At 74.1% G+C, this 16,523-nt stretch carries 18 protein-coding genes and 1 pseudogene; 12 read left to right on the forward strand and 7 right to left on the reverse strand.

Annotated features, from left to right (window positions below; all coding sequences use genetic code 11):
• The first annotated feature begins 176 nt into the window (after window positions 1-176).
• The 5 genes from ACFC1T_RS11660 to ACFC1T_RS11680 all read left to right on the forward strand — a co-directional run bounded on the left by ACFC1T_RS11660 (window position 177) and on the right by ACFC1T_RS11680 (window position 6,613).
• Window positions 177-830 (forward strand): TNT domain-containing protein, encoded by a 654-nt coding sequence (locus ACFC1T_RS11660; protein WP_375886738.1) that lies wholly within the window; start codon window positions 177-179, stop codon window positions 828-830.
• A 75-nt stretch (window positions 831-905) separates the two neighbouring features.
• Window positions 906-1,514 carry a GNAT family N-acetyltransferase gene (locus ACFC1T_RS11665; RefSeq protein ID WP_375886741.1) on the forward strand — a complete coding sequence of 203 codons (609 nt, stop codon included), beginning with the start codon at window positions 906-908 and terminating at the stop codon, window positions 1,512-1,514.
• A gap of 155 nt (window positions 1,515-1,669) precedes the next feature.
• Window positions 1,670-1,927, forward strand: coding sequence for a hypothetical protein (locus ACFC1T_RS11670; RefSeq protein WP_375886743.1), 258 nt, complete (start codon window positions 1,670-1,672; stop codon window positions 1,925-1,927).
• A complete protein-coding gene (locus ACFC1T_RS11675) occupies window positions 1,924-3,852 on the forward strand; it encodes an RICIN domain-containing protein (RefSeq protein ID WP_375886745.1) in 1,929 nt (642 codons plus the stop codon). The genes ACFC1T_RS11670 and ACFC1T_RS11675 overlap by 4 nt, the downstream gene beginning before the upstream one ends.
• A gap of 97 nt (window positions 3,853-3,949) precedes the next feature.
• On the forward strand, window positions 3,950-6,613 hold the full coding sequence (locus ACFC1T_RS11680; protein WP_375887042.1) for a glycosyl hydrolase family 18 protein: 2,664 nt from the start codon (window positions 3,950-3,952) through the stop codon (window positions 6,611-6,613).
• Window positions 6,614-6,717: 104 nt separating this feature from the next.
• Here the strand turns inward: ACFC1T_RS11680 and ACFC1T_RS11685 are convergent, their stop codons facing one another.
• Complete coding sequence (locus ACFC1T_RS11685; protein ID WP_375886747.1) at window positions 6,718-7,116, reverse strand: VOC family protein; 399 nt, start codon at window positions 7,114-7,116, stop codon at window positions 6,718-6,720.
• Between the two features lie 11 nt (window positions 7,117-7,127).
• Entirely contained in the window at window positions 7,128-8,150 is a 1,023-nt protein-coding gene (locus ACFC1T_RS11690; protein WP_375886750.1) for a hypothetical protein, read from the reverse strand.
• 200 nt (window positions 8,151-8,350) lie between these two features.
• On the opposite strand from ACFC1T_RS11690, the gene ACFC1T_RS11695 reads away from it, so the two are divergent.
• From ACFC1T_RS11695 to ACFC1T_RS11710, 4 genes are all read left to right on the forward strand, one after another.
• Window positions 8,351-8,794, forward strand: coding sequence for an HAD family hydrolase (locus ACFC1T_RS11695; RefSeq protein WP_375886751.1), 444 nt, complete (start codon window positions 8,351-8,353; stop codon window positions 8,792-8,794).
• Window positions 8,795-8,860: 66 nt separating this feature from the next.
• Window positions 8,861-9,352: a hypothetical protein gene (locus tag ACFC1T_RS11700; RefSeq protein WP_375886754.1), complete on the forward strand. Its 492-nt coding sequence runs from the start codon at window positions 8,861-8,863 to the stop codon at window positions 9,350-9,352.
• 33 nt (window positions 9,353-9,385) lie between these two features.
• Window positions 9,386-9,682, forward strand: a complete 297-nt coding sequence (locus ACFC1T_RS11705) for a PRC-barrel domain containing protein (protein WP_375886756.1) — start codon at window positions 9,386-9,388, stop codon at window positions 9,680-9,682.
• Between the two features lie 17 nt (window positions 9,683-9,699).
• Window positions 9,700-10,284: a type 1 glutamine amidotransferase domain-containing protein gene (locus ACFC1T_RS11710; RefSeq protein ID WP_375886759.1), complete on the forward strand. Its 585-nt coding sequence runs from the start codon at window positions 9,700-9,702 to the stop codon at window positions 10,282-10,284.
• Between the two features lie 64 nt (window positions 10,285-10,348).
• Here ACFC1T_RS11710 and ACFC1T_RS11715 read toward each other — a convergent pair whose 3' ends face one another.
• From ACFC1T_RS11715 to ACFC1T_RS11730, 4 genes and pseudogenes are all read right to left on the reverse strand, one after another.
• Window positions 10,349-11,203, reverse strand: coding sequence for a DNA ligase (locus tag ACFC1T_RS11715; protein ID WP_375887044.1), 855 nt, complete (start codon window positions 11,201-11,203; stop codon window positions 10,349-10,351).
• Window positions 11,204-11,323: 120 nt separating this feature from the next.
• A pseudogene (gene ligD / locus ACFC1T_RS11720) lies at window positions 11,324-12,202 on the reverse strand (non-homologous end-joining DNA ligase); the annotation flags it as partial.
• A gap of 131 nt (window positions 12,203-12,333) precedes the next feature.
• Window positions 12,334-12,753, reverse strand: a complete 420-nt coding sequence (locus tag ACFC1T_RS11725) for a VOC family protein (RefSeq protein ID WP_375886761.1) — start codon at window positions 12,751-12,753, stop codon at window positions 12,334-12,336.
• A 25-nt stretch (window positions 12,754-12,778) separates the two neighbouring features.
• Entirely contained in the window at window positions 12,779-13,663 is an 885-nt protein-coding gene (locus ACFC1T_RS11730; protein ID WP_375886764.1) for a helix-turn-helix domain-containing protein, read from the reverse strand.
• A gap of 135 nt (window positions 13,664-13,798) precedes the next feature.
• Here ACFC1T_RS11730 and ACFC1T_RS11735 point away from each other — a divergent pair, with 135 nt between their 5' ends.
• Window positions 13,799-14,233 (forward strand): CBS domain-containing protein, encoded by a 435-nt coding sequence (locus ACFC1T_RS11735; protein WP_375886767.1) that lies wholly within the window; start codon window positions 13,799-13,801, stop codon window positions 14,231-14,233.
• 109 nt (window positions 14,234-14,342) lie between these two features.
• Window positions 14,343-14,945, forward strand: coding sequence for a pyridoxamine 5'-phosphate oxidase family protein (locus ACFC1T_RS11740; RefSeq protein ID WP_375886770.1), 603 nt, complete (start codon window positions 14,343-14,345; stop codon window positions 14,943-14,945).
• Window positions 14,946-15,044: 99 nt separating this feature from the next.
• Here the strand turns inward: ACFC1T_RS11740 and ACFC1T_RS11745 are convergent, their stop codons facing one another.
• Entirely contained in the window at window positions 15,045-15,440 is a 396-nt protein-coding gene (locus ACFC1T_RS11745) for a transglycosylase family protein (protein ID WP_375886773.1), read from the reverse strand.
• Between the two features lie 476 nt (window positions 15,441-15,916).
• Here ACFC1T_RS11745 and ACFC1T_RS11750 point away from each other — a divergent pair, with 476 nt between their 5' ends.
• A complete protein-coding gene (locus ACFC1T_RS11750; protein WP_375886776.1) occupies window positions 15,917-16,462 on the forward strand; it encodes a universal stress protein in 546 nt (181 codons plus the stop codon).
• Window positions 16,463-16,523: the final 61 nt, after the last annotated feature.

Consider the following 16,523-nt stretch of genomic DNA (forward strand, 5'->3'; position numbering starts at 1 on the left):
TGAGCGGCCCGGCGTCCCGGGCGTGGCCGAAACCGGGGAATCCGGTCGGTCTTCGGCCAAGTCGTGTTGACGAATGATCAGTGAATCCGCTTGCCTGGTGGCGAACCGGCCACGGAGGGTGAGCGCAATGCCCTCCGCGGCTGCTCTCCCACCGATCCTCGTTCGACGGAGACACCGTGCGCCTTCGCCTGCTCGTCGCGCCCCTCGCCGCGGCCGCCGCCCTGACCGCCGTGAGCATTCCCGCCGCCGCCGCCGACACCAGGGCGGCCACCCCGTCCGACCAGTGCTCCGCGGCGTTCTTCGACGGCGACTCCCGCCTCGGCCCCGAGGACCTCCCGACCACCGGCCCGGTCGGCCGCCAACTCGCCGGCTACCAGCGCACCGGCGGCGCCGGCGAGCAGGACTTCCTGACCAAGTACTACGACCCGACCGCCAACGGCGGCAAGGGCGGCTGGATCTACCCGCCGTCCGACGGCTACGTCACCCTCCCCGACGGCAGCCCGGTCGAGTTCGACCTCACCCTGTACCCGAACCAGAACATCGACCGCTACGGCAGCGAGTACGGCTCCTTCCTCGCCCCCGAGGGCCTGCCCTACGCCAACCGCGCGATCCCCCCGCAGAGCCTCGACAGCGTCCCGGCGGCCGGCTGCAACTACCACGACTACAAGGTCGTCAAGCCGTTCAAGGTGCACGCCGGCCCGATCGCCCCCTGGTTCAACCAGCCCGGCTGGGGCCTCCAGTACCAGCTCGACGCCGCCCTCGTCCCCAGCGGCCCGGCGAAGCTGAACGTGCTCTGGCTCGTGGAGAACGGCTACCTCGCCCGGATCTGACCGGACTCCGGCCGGACCGGTCGCCGCCGGATTAATCACTGGCGGGCGCGGCGCGACGGGAGGTAGGAAGGCGGGGTGACCACCAGTGACCTGGCGACCGACCGGCGCCCCTTCCAGCCCGAGGTCCTCGACCTGGGCGCCTTCCAGCTGCGCCCCTGGGGCCGCGCCCTCGACCTGCCCGGCGGCACCGTCGCCGCCGTGACGGCGGCCGCCGCCGACGCGGAGATCGCCCGCTGGAACCCCCTGCACGACGCCACCCACCCGGCCGGCGCCGAGGCCTACCTCGACCGCGCCGACCAGCGCTGGGCCGACGGCAGCACCGCCTGCTTCGCCGTCACCGACCGCGCCGACGGCCGGCTGTGCGGCAACGTCGTGCTGCTCTGGACGGACCAGGGCGAGGGCGTCGCCATGGTCGGCTACTGGCTGCTCGCCGCCGCCCGCGGCCGCGGCCTGGCCACCCTCGCCACCACCGCCATCACCGACTGGGGCGTGCGCACCGCCGGGGTGCGCCGCATCGAGCTCTACCACGCCGTCGGCAACGACTCCTCCTGCCGGGTCGCCGCCCGCGCCGGCTTCCCGTACGAGGGCACCCTGCGCGGCTCCTACCGCTACGGCGACGGCCCGTACAACGACGAGCACCTCCACGCCCGCCTGGCCACCGACCCGCCGGTCACCCTCGGCTGAACCCGGGGCCGGACAACCGGGTCACGGCCCGCCCCGGCCTGCCCCGGTCTCCGCCGACCCGCGCCCACCCCCCGCCTCCGCCGGGCCGTCCATCGCCTGTCTACCGGTGCTCCGTAGGTTCCGCCGCAGTAATGTCACCGATCCTCTGGAGAGACATGTTGCGGTTGCGAACGACCGTCCCCGGCCCGGCGGCGGGGGGATCGCCGCCCCGACGCCGGGCCGAGGGGCTGCGCCGGGTCCTGCTGGTCCTGCTGGCGATCCTCCTCCTGCCGATCGGGGCGAACGGGCCGGCGCACGCGGCCCAGGACGACCCGTCCCAGCGCTACCTGAACTTCATCGGGGACCTCCAGCGCAACTTCACCCGCCCGTACCGCGGCGACTACAACATCACGCTCGACAATGCCACCCCGTGACGGTCAACCTCTTCGATCTGGTCCACCCGAACCGGGATCAGCCGGCGAACATGGAGACCGGGCTGATCATCGCGCCGAACGACCTCTACATCTGCGGCTTCTACACCATCCGGGACGGAGTGCGGACGGTCTACCGCATGCGCGACGACGGCATCGGCTCGTCCAGGGTCGCCCGCAACACGTGGTTCAACCAGCAGCAGCTAACTCTGGGGGACGGCAGGTACGTCTACCTCAACGACATCGGTGTGGACTACGGCGACCTCAGGAACGAGAGCGCCAACCGGGACAACCCCTTCACCTTCGAGAACCGTTGGGTGAACATCGACGCCGATGCGCTGACGCGCGCCGTCGGAATCCTGGAGGGCGTCACCTTCAATCGGCGGAATGCGGCGAACGTCGCTCAGCAGACACCGTGGTTGCGCAGCGCTCTGATGGTCCTCGTCGAAGCCCTGGCCGAGGGCACCCGGTTCCGCAACATCAGGGACGCCATCGGGGCGGCGCTGCGCAGCGGGATCCCGGCCCGCATCGCGCAGTTCGAAACGCAGATCCAGACCTGGAACGCGCGGAGCAGCGACCTGTGGGAGGCCAACCAGGACCCGGGCAACTCCTGGTTCGCCGCCCGAGCGGCCGCCGTCGGGCTGGCCGTCCTCCAGGTCCGGACGGGGGGTCCTATCTGCCGGATCCCGCGCTCGAGCGACGGCGCGCCCGGGTGCGGCCGCCCGCTGGTGAACGCGAGTTTCAGCACCGGCCGCGACGTGTACCTCCTCCAGGGGCCGTTCGTCGCCCGCATCAAGGACGCTTCGCAGAACGCCGTCCTGGCCGGAGGCACGGAGGACACCGTCTCCCACCTGTGGCCGGTCCTGGCGGGCACGCCCTTCGCGAACGGCTTCGACGCGGCCTTCACGCTGCCGGAGGACCCGGACGAGGTGATGCTGTTCCGCGGGGACCAGTACATGCGGATGCGGTTGGACTCCGACGGGAACGCCAAGGTCACCAAGGCGCCGACGACGATCGCGGACGGGTGGCACAGCCTGGCCGGCAGTGACGGCACCAGGCCCTTCACCCAGGGGGTCGACTCGGCCCTGTCGGTGATGGAGAACCAGGTCTTCCTCTTCAAGGGCGACACCTACGTGTCGCTGGAAGTCAACATCGGCAGCTCCACCGACCGCGTGCTCAACGGGCCCAAGCCCATCGGAGACAACTTCAAGGCCCTGGCCAAGGCCGGCTGGACCGACGGGTTCAACGCGGCCGTCCGCTGGCCGGGGGTGCAGACCTTCGACCGGGCCTTCGCCGCCTTCTTCCGCGGGAACCAGTGGACCAGGGGAGTTGTCGTGGCCGGCGGCCCGGACAGCGACCTCGTCTTCACCGCCGATGCGCTGCGCTGGGGCGTCCTGGCGGGCACGATCTTCGCCGCGGGCGACACCACCGGCATGACGAAGATCCCGCGGGCGGACGACAAGGGCGGCCCGACGAGCACGCCCCCGCCCTCGGCGGCCGGCGTCTCGCTGGTCAACGACAGCACCGGCCGGGTCGCCGACGTCGACCAGGCGAACCCCGCCAGCGGCACCAAGGTCAAGGCCCTGGGCGGGAAGGGGAACCAGGCGCAGAAGTGGAACCTGGACCGCCAGGACGACGGCCGGTTCGCGATCCGCACGGCCCCTCGACCCCGGCCAGGTCCTGGACGCCAACGGCAACCGGTCGCAGAGCGTGGACGGCACCAGCTACTACACCGCGCTCCAGCGGGACGGCGGTGGTGCGAACCAGCGCTGGCGGCTCGACGCGCTGGGCGGGCAGACGTACCAGCTCGTCACCTCGGACGGCGGCTGCCTGACCGACCAGGGCGAGGACAAGGCCCTGGCCTTCTGGAGGTGCACCGGGGCCTTCGAGCAGCGGTGGCACCTGGAGGGCGGCACCAGCACCGGTGATCCCGGGGGGCGGGGCTCCGCGGGAGCCCCCTTCGACGACTCCGCGGACGACCGGGGGACGAAACCCGCGTCCGCCGGTGACTGCCGGCCGGAGGGGATGACGCCCACGGACGGTGTGTCGGCCCGCTACTGCGACGTCTACGACGGCAGCGGCCGGGAGTGGGTCGGCAACGGCCGTTCCCGGCGCGCGGTGGGCTACTTCACCGGGTGGCGCTCCGGGGCGAAGGGCGATCCGGCCTACCTGGTGTCGAACATCCCGTGGTCGAAGGTGACGCACGTCAACTACGCCTTCGCCAAGGTGGACGGGAACCGCATCAGCGTCGGCGACGTGAACGACCCGGAGAACCCGGCCACGGGCATGACCTGGGACGGGGACCGGAACGCGATGGACCCCGCCCTGCCGTACAAGGGGCATTTCAACCTGCTGAACACGTACAAGAAGAAGCACCCGGCGGTGAAGACGCTGATCTCGGTCGGCGGCTGGGCGGACACGCGCGGCTTCTACGCGATGGCGACCAACGCGGACGGCTCGGTCAACCAGGCGGGGATCGACACGTTCGCCGACTCCGTGACGGAGTTCCTGGACCGCTACGGGTTCAACGGTGTCGACATCGACTACGAGTACCCCGGCGCCCTGCCCAGTACGGGCAACCCGCTGGACTGGGACGTGTCCGATCCGCGGCGCAAGGGGCTGCAACAGGGCTACACCGCGCTGATGAAGACCTTGCGGGCGAAGCTGGACCGGGCCGGTGCGGACAAGGGCCGCTACTACCTGCTGACCTCGGCCGGGTCCGCCTCCGGCTACCTCGTGCGCGGGCTGGACGCCGGCCAGGCGCTCCAGTACCAGGACTTCGTCAACGTCATGAGCTACGACCTGCACGGCTCGTGGAACAAGTACGTCGGCCCGCAGGCCCCGCTGTACGACGACGGCCGCGACAACGAGCTGGCGGACGCCGGGATCTACGACGACCAGCGCGCCGACACCAAGGACTACGGGAAGAACGGGTACTTCAACGTCGACTGGGCCTACCACTACTACCGCGGTGCCCTGCCGCCCGGGCGGATCAACCTCGGCATCCCCTTCTACTCACGCGGCTGGCAGAACGTGCAGGGCGGTACGGACGGCCTGTGGGGCACCTCCGCCATGCCCGACCAGTCCAAGTGCCCGCGGGGCGTGGGCGGCCGGGGGCCGGCCAAGGGCCAGGACTGCGGACTGGGCGCGACCGGCATCGACAACGTGTGGCACGACACGGAGGACGGCCGCGAGGTCGGGGCCGGGTCGAACCCGCTGTGGCACACCAGGAACCTCCAGGACGGCCGTACCCCCGGCTACCTGAAGGCCTACGGCGTCGACCCCGGCACCGACGCCGGGAAGCCGACCGGCACGTACGCGGAGAAGTACTCCGACCCGCTCCAGTCGTCGTGGCTGTGGAACGACGCCAAGAAGGTGTTCCTGTCGACGGAGAACGAGAAGTCCGTCGACGCGAAGGCGAAGTACATCGCGGACAAGGGCATCGGCGGGGCCATGATCTGGGAGCTCGCCGGTGACTACACCAAGCGCGCGAACGGCGAGTGGGGGATGGGCTACGACCTGACCACCCGGCTCGACAACGCCCTCAAGGGCGCGGGGGCCTCCGGCAACGCCACCGGCGGCGGCAAGTCCCTCCCCGCCCAGGTGATCGACGTCAAGGCCGAGCTGGTGGACTTCCCCACGGCAGTGGCGGACATGTGGCCGATCCAGCCGAAACTGCGGATCACCAACAGCTCCAAGGTCGCCCTCGCCCAGGGCACGGAGATCTCCTTCGACCTCCCCACCTCCACCACGCCGGTGGTGAAGGACGGTGCCTGGAAGGTGATGGGCGGCATCACCCCCGGCCACAGCGGTCCGAACGCGGGGGGCTTGAAGGGCGACTTCCACCGGGTGACGATCAAGCTCGGTTACTGCGAGGACGTTCCGGCCGGCAGGTCGAAGGACATCGACGTCAAGTACTACCTGCCCGTCACCGGGCCGGCGAACGTGACGTTCAGGATCGGCGGGACGGAGTTCGGTTCGACGGGTGACCGGCGCCGCGCCGTGACGACGGTCGACCCGCCCGCCCCGGCGTCCGGCTCCCAGTGCCAGGCCGCGCCGTGGCAGGCGCACGCCTACAACCCGAACCCGTCGTTCGCGTTCTGGCAGACCGGCGACAAGTGGATCATCGAGGACCGCAACAGCGGCAACGTCCTCGACCACCCCGGGAGTTGGGCCGACGCCCACCTGTCGATGAAGCAGGCCGGCAACGCCAACCAGCTGTGGACGGTGAGCGAGGACTCCCCGGGGTGGTACCACATCAAGTCCGCTACCAGCGGCCACGACCAGTGCCTCGGCGCCACCACGGCCAGGGGCACCCTCACCGTGCGGGACTGTGACGGCAAGGTCGACCAGTGGTGGCGCCTGGTGCGGCTCAGCACGGACCAGGCCACCGCGGGCAAGCCGCTGCTGGACTCGGCGGCCCCCGGCGGCCCCGTGCACGGCGCCGCCTACGCCCTGGGCGGCTTCGTCGGCGGGAACGACGACTGGTGGAAGGTGCCGGCCTACCTCGCCGCACCCGCCAACAGCGCCACCGCCTCCAGCACGAAGATCATCGCGGGGGACACCGAGGGGGCCTGGGCCTCGACGGTGTCGTGGAACGGCTCCTACTGGCGGGCCAAGTGGTGGAACAAGGCCACGGACGAGCCCGGCAGGAGCGACGCCTGGCAGAAGCTCGGCCCCACCCCCTGATCGCCCCACCCCCTGACCGCCTCGGACCCCGGCCGGGGGTGCCGGAACTCGGGTAATGACGACCGAGGACCTGGACACCCCCGGCCGGGGCCCCGGTCAGCCGGTCAGCCGGGGAGCTGGGTGAACTGGGCGAGCTGGATGAGGTTGCCGCAGGTGTCGTCCAGCACCGCGACGGTGACCGGGCCCATCGCCGTGGGCTGCTGGGTGAACCGCACCCCGAGCCGGTGCATGCGGTCGTACTCGGCGTGCACGTCGTCCACCGCGAACTGGGCGGCCGGGATGCCGTCCTCGACCAGCGCGGTCTTGTACGGCCCGACGGCGCGGTGGGCGTCGGGCTCCAGCAGCAGCTGGGTGCCGTCCGGTTGCTCGGGGGAGACCACGGTGAGCCAGCGGTACGCGCCGAGCGGGACCTCCGCCTTCTTCACGAAGCCCAGCACCTCGGTGTAGAAGCGCAACGCCTTGTCCTGGTCGTCGACGAACACGGTGGTCAGGTTGATCCTCATGGGGTGCCCTCCTACGCGCCCGGGTGGTGGCGGCCGTCGCCGAGCCGATCGTAGATCGCCCGCAGCCAGGGTTGCCGGACGGCGGGCAGCCGGGCGAGGTGGTGGCGCAGCAGGTACCGGTCGGGTTCGAACAGGAAGGCGGGGCGCAGCGGCAGCGGGTCGTCCCGCTCCTCCCCGGCGGGCAGCCTGGTGGCGAGACGGGGCGGGGGGAAGGCCAGGTACGTCCACACCCCGGCGTCCAGCGGGACGGCCACGGTACCGGAGGGCGCCGGCCAGGCGGCGCCGGTCCACGGGTGGCGGGGGACGAGGGCGATGTCCGGTGCCGGGACGGCGGCCAGGCCGGGCCCGGTCAGGCGCAGGGCGCGGGCCGGGGGGCCGCCGGGGAGCAGCCGCCGCAGGGCGCGGCCGAAGGTCTCGGTCAGCAGGCCGGGGGCCGTGGCCACCGGCTCGCCGCCGGAGGCCGCCAGCAGCCCGGCCAGGGCCGACCCCACGGCGGCGTTCCAGCGCTCGTTCCACCAGCCGCCCGGCTCGACCGGGGGCGCCGGCGGCACCGTCCAGCCGTCCCCGGCCGGCCGGGCCGGGCCCTCCACCGGGAGGCGCCGCACGGCCCACGGATGGAGCCACACCGCCTGCCAGCGGTAGCAGTCGTCGATCCGGGCGCCCACCTCGCGCCCGCAGCCCGCGCAGGCCAGGTTCGGGCCGCCGGCCGCCGCGCAGCAGCCCTCGCAGCGCTCGGGGAGCAGCACGGTGGCCCGGGTGTCGCCCGGGGCCAGCAGCACCGCGCCGCCGGGGCCGCTCCACAGGCCGTCGACCGGCGCGTACAGGCCGTGTTCGGCGGCCTCCGCCGCCGTGATCGCGGACCACGGGCGCCAGGGCCGTTCGGTCGGCTCCGGGTCGAGGGCGAAGGTGCCGGGCTCCAGCAGCGGCGGCAGGTACCGGTCCCCGCCCTCCCGGTGGGCGTGCGGCGGCAGCGCCACCTCCGCCACCGGCACCGTCAGCTCCGTACCGCACCCGGCGCACGCGAACACCGCCACCCGCTCCCCTCCCCGTCGACGGACCTCCGGAGTATTCCGGCCCGTGCGGCGCCCGCCAAGCGGTTTTCCGGTGCCCGGGGCGGCCGTTCCGGGCAGGCTGCGCGCCGGGCCGGGGAGCGTCCTAACCTGGAAGGGCGCGCGGTGCGTGACCTGCGCGGGGGAAGCCCCGACGCAGGGCCCGGAGCACGGGAGAGGTGGCCATGACGGTGATCTCGGCGGCCCTGATCGGCACCGACTGGCGGCCCCGGCTGCCCGGCGGCGCCGAGCTGTTGCGCGAGTGCGCCGTGCGGGGCTGGACGGTGGTGCTGACCGGCCCCGGCCCGGCCGGGGTACGGGCACTGACCGTGACCGCCCCCGGTGGCGATGCCGTGCGGGCCGCACTGGCGCTGGTGGGCGGCGGGCCCTCGCACGCGGTGGCCGTCGCCGGGAGCGTGCGCGAGGTGCTGGTGGCGCGCCGGGCCGGGGTGCCCTGCGTCGCCCTGGAGGCCGGCGGGGACGCCGGTCCCGAGCTGCGGGCGGCCGGCGCGGTCGAGGTCCACCGCGACGCCGCCGCCCTGCTGCGCGTCCTGGACGACAGCCTGCTCGCCCGTCCCCGGGCCTTCGGGCGCGTGGCCGCCGCAACCGGCGGCCCCCGGAACGGTTAACGCCGGCCCGTACCGGGCAACCGCCCGGGTGCGAGCACGTCACCGGAAGTGTCGGAGGTGACCGAGATGGACGGACCCGCGTTGAGCGGATGGGAGCGGCGGCTCCTCGAGGAGATCGAGTCCGATCTGCGCCAGGACACGCGCCTCGACCGGAAGTTGAGCACGATGGGGGCCAAGCGGCCGAACCGGTTCCTGGACGCCCTGCGCGGCGTCGGGCGCCGGATCTCGGTCGGGGTCCTGTTGACCGTACTGGTGATGACGTCGATCTGCGTGGGCATCGGCGTGCGCACTCCGACCACCGCGGTGCTGACCGCCCTCGGGGTGGTCTGGGCCGCCTCGGTGGCGGCCTCGGTGGCCGCCACGGCGTTGCTGCGGCGGCGACGGGCGCCGGGCCGGGGCGACGGCGTCGTCGGCGGCGCTGGCCCGGACCGCGAGGACGGGCGGGATCGCCGGGAACGCCGGGACCGCGGGGAGGGACGGGACCGCGGGGAGGGACGGGAGCGCGGGGACGGCCGGGACGGACGTGAACGAAGGCCCTGGGACCGCCCGGAGGCGTGACGCGACGGGGGGTCGAACCATCGAGAGGTGCGCATGAGTACCGACCTGTGGGAGTACCGCCCGGGCTCCCACCCCGCCGCCGACCTCAGCCTGGTCGGGTACGAGGTCCAGGCGACCGACGGACCCCTCGGCCGGGTCGACCAGGACGCCGGCGACCACCTGGCCGTCGACGCCGGCGCCTGGGTGCCGGGTGCGAGGGTGCTCGTCCCGGTCGGTCTGGTCGCCCGGATCGACCACCTGGACCGCGCCGTCCACCTGGACTGCCCGCGCGCCCGGCTGGGCACCGTCCCGCCGCCCGCCGAGCACCTCACCACCGCCCGCCGGCGCTGAGCCGTGGACCGCTGACCATGGGCTGGCCCGCCACCACCCTGACCGGCCGGACGATCGCCTTCCTGGTCGCCCCGTACGGCACCGAACAGGAGGAACTGGCCTCGCCCTGGCAGGCGGTGCTCGAAGCCGGCGGGCGCCCGCGCCTGCTCTCCACCGCGCCCGGCCGGGTCCAGGCCGTCCGGCACCGCGCGCCCGGGGACACCTTCGCGGTGGACGTCCCGGTGGCGGAGGCGGACCCGGCGGACTACGCCGGGCTGGTGCTGCCCGGCGGCGTCGCCGGTCCGGACGCGCTGCGGCTCGACCCGGCGGCGGTCGCCTTCGTCCGGGCCTGCTGCGCCGCCGGCCGCCCGGTCGCGGCGATCTGCCACGCCGCCTGGACCCTGATCGAGGCCGACGCCGTCCGCGGCCGCACCCTCACCTCCTGGCCCAGCCTGCGGACCGACCTGGTCAACGCTGGCGCCCAGTGGGTCGACCGGGAGGTGCACGTCTGCCGGGACGGCCCGGGCCCGCTGGTGACCAGCCGCGCGCCGGGCGACCTGCCGGTGTTCGAGGACACCTTCGTCACCGAGTTCGCCCACGCGGCGGCCGGGCGACGGAAGTGACGCGGGGTCAGAGGGTTCGTCCGAGGGTGCACGTCCGGGGCGGAGGAGCGTGACCGCGCCGGGGTCAGTCCCCGCGCAGGCGGACGAAGGTGGCGGTGGGCGGGCGGCCGGTGAGGGTGACCTCGGCGCGCAGCGGGGCGGTGAGCGGGTGCACCCGGCCGTGGTCGGGGTCGGCGGCGGGCGGGCCGAGCAGTGGGCCGGCCGCCCGGGCGACCTCCCGGGCCTGCACCGGGGTGAGCCGTGGGGTGGTCAACAGCACGCGGCCGTCGCCGAGTTCGAGCACCAGGGCGTGCGGCCGGTCGGCCGGACCGGTCAGGGCGCGGACGGTGGCGTCCTCGGTGTCGCTGCGCCGGTACTTGACCCAGGCCCGGCCCGCGCCGCGCGCCCGGTACGGGGAGGCGGCGGCCTTGCACACCAGGCCCTCCACGCCGGTGTCGGCCAGCTGGGTGATCCACGCCACGGCCTCCGCCCGGTCGGTGGTGGCCAGCACCGGCTGGATCGGCGGCGGGACGTCGGCCAGCGCGGCCAGCAGCAGCCGGCGCCGGTCGGTGAGCGGCAGGCGCCGGACGTCCCGGCCGGGCAGGGCCAGCAGGTCGAAGGCGATCAGCCCGAGCGCGACGTCCGGGGCGGCGGCCCGGGCCTGCCGGGTGTGCAGCAGTTCCTCGAAGGCGAACCGCCCGGCCCGCCAGGCGACCAGTTCGGCGTCCAGCACCAGCCCCTCGGGCAGCCGGGCGACGGCGGCGGCGATCGGCGGGAACTCGGGGGCGAGGTCGCGGCCGCTGCGGGACTGCAGGAAGGCCGGCCGGTCGCCGCGGGCGAAGGCGACACAGCGGAAGCCGTCCAGTTTCAGCTCGTACTGCACGCCGCCCCCGCCCAGCCCGTCGGCGGGCGGCACGGCGGTGACGGCGGCGGGGCGCATCACCTCGACCGGCGGGTGGAGCACCTGCCGCGGCTGGGAGGGCTGCGCTGGGGCCGTGGAGGCCGTGGAGGCCGAGGTGGCCGTGGGGGCCGAGGGTGCGGCACCGGCGGCGGGTGCCGCGGGCAGCGGCCGGGCCTGCTCCGGATCCAGCAGCGGCGCGAACAGGTCGCCGTGCGCCGCCAGCCGGCCCGGCAGCTCGGCGAGGGTGAACACCAGCTCCGCCTCCCCGCGGGCCCGCTCCAACTCGGCCCAGGCCAGCGGGGCGGAGACCGTCGGCAGCGGCCGGGCCCGCAGGGTGTACGGGGCGGCGGTGGTCTTCTTGGCGTTGTTCTGCGACCAGTCGACCAGCACCCGGCCGCGCCGCCGGGCCTTGGCCATGGTGTGCACCACCAGCTCCGGGTGCTCCGCCTCCAGGGCGGCGGCCAGCGCCTTGGCGTACCCGGAGACCTCGGCGCTGGGCGTGGGCTCGATCGGCACCAGCAGGTGCAGGCCCTTGGAACCGGAGGTCTTCACCCAGGCCGACAGGCCGTCCGCGGCCAGCCGCTCGCGCAGCAGCAGCGCGACCGCCCGGCAGGTGAGCACGTCGGCGCCCTCGCCCGGGTCGAGGTCCAGGACCAGCCGGTCGGCCAGCCCGGGCGCGGCGGCGTGCCACTGCGGGACGTGCAGTTCCAGGCAGCCCAGGTTGGCGACCGCCAGCAGCGCCGCGCCGTTCTCCAGCACCACCTGGCGCAGCTCCCCGCCGGTGCTCGGCACGTCCACCGTGCGCACCCAGTCCGGGGTGCCCGGCGGCGGGTTCTTGGCGACGAACACCTCCGCCTCGACGCCGTCCGGGCAGCGCAGGAAGGAGACCGGGCGGTCCCGCAGGTGGGGCAGCAGGGCGGTGTGCACCGCGGCGTAGTAGCGCAGTACCTCGCCCTTGGGGGTGCCGATGCTCGGGTAGTACACCTTGTCGAGGTGGGACAGGGCGAGGGTGTGCCCGTCGACCGTCATCTGCGGCATCGGCGCTCTCCGGGAGTGCTGCGGTGGCCCCCTCAGCCAGTCTGCCCCGCCCCCGCTCCCGCCGCCCGGGCCCGGCGGCCGGGGCCCGCGGCCGCTCCACCGGGGTCCGGCTCACGGCACCGGGGTCCGGCTCACGGCGCCGGGGCGGGCCGGGGCGCGCCCGGGTAGGTGCCGAAGTACCAGTGGTTGCCCTCCGGGTCGGCCGCGGCGAAGTCGCGCGAGCCGTAGTCGGTCTCGGTCAGGCCGGTGGTGATCCGGGCCCCGGCGGCCACGGCCCGGGCGTGCACGCCGTCCGGGTCGGCGGTGACCACGTACGCGCTGAACGTGCCCGGCTCGCCCCGCCACTGGCCCGGCGCGGTCTCGCGCACCGAGCCGAGCATCACGCCGCCGCCCTCCGGCCAGGCCAGTTCGGCGTGCGCCACGAACTCGCCCTCGCCGTAACTGGCCACCTCCTGGAAGCCGAAGGCCTCCACCAGGAAGCGGATCAGGGCGCGGGCGTCGGTCGCGCGCAAGGTGGGCCAGACCTGCGGGGCAGGGGTCTCGGTGTCCATGAAACTCACTCCTCGGATGCGGTGGTTACGCCTCCCACTCTGCGGCCGCCCCCGCCGCCCCGCCTTGGACGTTTCGGAACTTGCCCTCCTCCGGCCCCTCCGCCGCCAGCCAGGCACTCGGCGCCGACCCCGCCAGCGCGCGGAACTCCCGGGCCAGGTGCGCCTGGTCGAAGTAGCCGCAGCGGAGCGCCAGTTCCGCCAACCGGGGCGGCGGCGCGCCGGTCGCCAGCAGGTGCCGGGCCCGGTCGAAGCGGATCACCCGGGCGGCGGCCTTCGGGGTCAGCCCGGTCTCCCGGCGGAACCGCTCCTGGAGGTGGCGGGCGCTCCACCCGGTCTCCCGGGCCAGCTCGGCCACCGGCAGCGCCCCGCCGCTGCGCCGCAGCGCCCGCCAGGCCCAGCCCACCTCCGGCGGCACCAGCCCGGACGGCCGGGCGGCCCGCAGCAGCGCCCCGTCCAGTGCGGCGAACCGCTCCGCCCAGCCGTCGGCCGCCCGCAGCCGCTCCTGCAACTGCGGGCCGAGCCGGCCGAGCACGTCCTCCGCCGGGACGTCGATCCCGGCCAACTCCCCTGCGGGCAGCCCGAACAGCGCCCGGGCGGCGAGCGGGTGCACGGCGATCTGCACCCCGGACTGGGCGCCCTCGTGGGTGATCAGTGCGGGGGAGGTGTGCAGCCCGCCGAGCAGCGTCGGGTAGCTGCCGGGCGGCTGCGCCGGATCGGGGTGGCCGGCGATCACCAGCGGCTCGTCCAGGGTGAGGATGAAGGTCAGGTACGGGGAGGGCAGGCCGCGGTGCACGGCCGGGGCCAGGCCGCGCTGGCGGTAGCCGGAGTACCAGGCCACGTACGGGCGCAGCGCCGTCGCGGGCCGGGCGCGGACGGCCTCGTCGACCGGGTCGATGGCGTGCGTGGTCACGGGTTCCAGTATCGGCGCCCGCGGTCGCGGGCGGGAGCGCGGTCGCCTACGGTGAGGGCACGGTCACCCTGTGAGGGGCGCGGTGCGCCGCCGGGGGATGGCCGCCGGGGGGGCAACACCGACGAAGGAGTCCCCGTGACCACTGCCCGAGACATCATGCACACCGGCGCCCAGTGCATCGGCGCCCACCAGACGCTGGACGAGGCCGCGAAGATGATGCGCGACAAGAACGTCGGCGCGCTGCCGATCTGCGGCGACGACCAGAAGCTCCACGGCATCATCACCGACCGCGACATCGTGGTGCGCTGTCTCGCCGAGGGCAAGGACCCGGCCGCCATGACGGCCATCGAACTGGCCGGGCACCTGCACTGCGTGCGGGCCGACGACAGTATGGACACGGTGCTCAAGAAGATGGAGCAGCACCAGATCCGGCGCATCCCGGTGATCGACGGCGACCGGCTGGTCGGCATGATCAGCGAGGCCGACCTGGCGATGGGTCACCGCGAGGGCCACCGGCTGACGGACCAGCAGATCATCGAATTCATGGACAGCGTCTACTCGAAGCGCTGACGCGCCTGCCTTGTACGACGGCCCCGCCGTGCCCGTGGCGGGGCCGCTCGCCGTCTCATGGGCTGGATTTTCCTTTCTCGCAAGGCGAGATGCGGGCACAATTGCGCACATGGGAAAGCAGTACGAATGCATCGACGGCCGGCTGCGGCAGTTCATCGAACGCCAGCCCGTCTACTTCGTCGCGACGGCACCGCTGGCCGGTGACGGGCACGTCAACCTCTCGCCCAAGGGCCGCTCCGGCACCCTCGCGATCATCGACGAACTCACCCTCGCCTACCTGGACTTCGGCGGCTCGCAGGCCGAGACCATCGCCCACCTGCGGGAGAACGGCCGGATCACCCTGATGTGGTGCGCCTTCGACGGCCCGCCCACCGTGGTGCGGGTGCACGGCCACGGCGAGCCGGTCTTCCGGGACGACCCGCGCTTCGCGGACCTCCTCGCCCGCTTCGAACCCGGGGTGGACGGCTCGGGCCTGCGGGCCATCGTGCTGGTCCGGGCCGAACGGGTCAGCGACTCCTGCGGGTACGCCGTGCCGTTCATGGACTACCGCGCCGACCGCGACCTGCACGCGCAGTACTTCGACCGCAAGGACGAGGACGAGTTCGGCGCCTACTGCGAGCGCAAGCCCCTCGTCGCCACCAGCATCGACGGCCTGCCCGCCCTCCCCCTCCCACTCCCCGCCCGCCCGACCGCGTCGACCCAGCCGGCCTGAGGGGTCTGCGGGCCGGAGGGGCGGGGCGGACGGTGACATGGCGAAGCCGCCGTACCCCGGGGGGTGCGGCGGCTTCGTGGGTGCGTGGGGGCGGCGGGCTTACTTGCCCAGGCCGGCCTTGACGGAGCAGATCGGCCAGGCGCCGGGGCCCTGGGCGGCGAGGACCTTCTCGCCGATCGCGATCTGCTGGGCCTTGGAGGCCATGTGGGCCTGCGGGGCGTACGCGGTGCCGCCGAAGGCCGCCCAGGTGCTGGAGGTGAACTGCAGGCCGCCGTAGAAGCCGTTGCCGTTGTTGATGGCCCAGTTGCCGGTGGCCTCGCAGGAGGCGACCTTGTCCCAGACCGACGCCGGCGCGGCGGAGGCGCTGGTGGCCGTGACGAGGCCGGCCACCGGCAGCGCGGTGAGCGCCCCGGCCATCAGAGCCATCCGGACGCGGTTGCGGCGCTTCGGGGTGGCAGTGGTGGTGGCAGCGGCAGTCTCGTTACGGAAGGTCATGCGTTTCCTTTCGGAGGGGGTGTGCGGGCGTGCGGAACCAGGCCTTCGGAAGGCCGTCGGTTGCGGGGACGCATCGCTCGCGCGGTCCGGCACCGTTCCTGCCCGGGGGCCGTGGGGCCCGGCCGGAGCGGAATCGCTCGGTGCAACGAGTTCGAAGGTACGGGGGTGGTCGTGGCGGTTTCAAGGAATCGCAGGTTCGAGCACGTCAGAGGCCTGTTACCGCAGGTAGCGATCACGAAAATAAGGTGATTCCGACCGATTTGCGGCTATTTCCAAGATCAAACCACCCCCGGAAGTGGCCCCGGTCACCGCGAAGGCCGTGTGAGGCCGCGCACACCGTCGACAGCGCGTGACGGCCCGCCCGCCCCCGGTACCGGCGCGGCGCCGCCGCGGGCCCGCCCGGGTGGCCCGCGCCACAGCCCTCACCCGGAGTGCCCCCGCCGGCCACCCACGGTGGCGGGCATAGCCTTCCGCCCATGAGCAATGACAGCGATGCGGCCGACACCGGGGCCGTCGAGGGCGCGGGCCGACCGGCCGGCGCCGAGCACGGGGAGCACCAGCCGGCCGTCGCGCCGAGCGGCTTCGAGCTGGGGACCGACGGACCCAAGGTGATCCTGGCGGGCCTGGACGGCTCCGACTCCTCCTGGCGCGCCACCGCCTACGCCGCCGGACTGGCCCGCCGGCAGCGTGCCCAGCTGGCCGTCGCCTACGTCCAGCCGATACTCGGCGCTGCCACCGCCCTGGCCGGGGCCGCCGTGGAGGAGACCACCCAGGAGGTCGCCGACGAGCTGCTGGCCGCGCTGCGCGAGGCCGAGCAGCGGGTGAGCGAGGTCTGGCGGGTGGAGTGGAGCTTCCTCACCCTGCGTGGCGACCCCTACGCCGGCCTCGCCAAGCTCGCCGACGAGCTGCGCGCCGACGCCGTGGTGGTCGGCGTCTCGGAGCAGGCCGGGCACAAGGTGATCGGCTCGGTCGCGGTCCGGCTGGTCAAGGCCGGCCGCTGGCCGGTCACCGTCGTGCCGTAGCCGTAGCCGTAATAGGGGGGTGGATGTCGGAGGGGTGGCCGCAGTGGCACGGGCCCGGACC

This window comes from Kitasatospora sp. NPDC056076 (assembly GCF_042266305.1).
Classification (GTDB): domain Bacteria; phylum Actinomycetota; class Actinomycetes; order Streptomycetales; family Streptomycetaceae; genus Kitasatospora.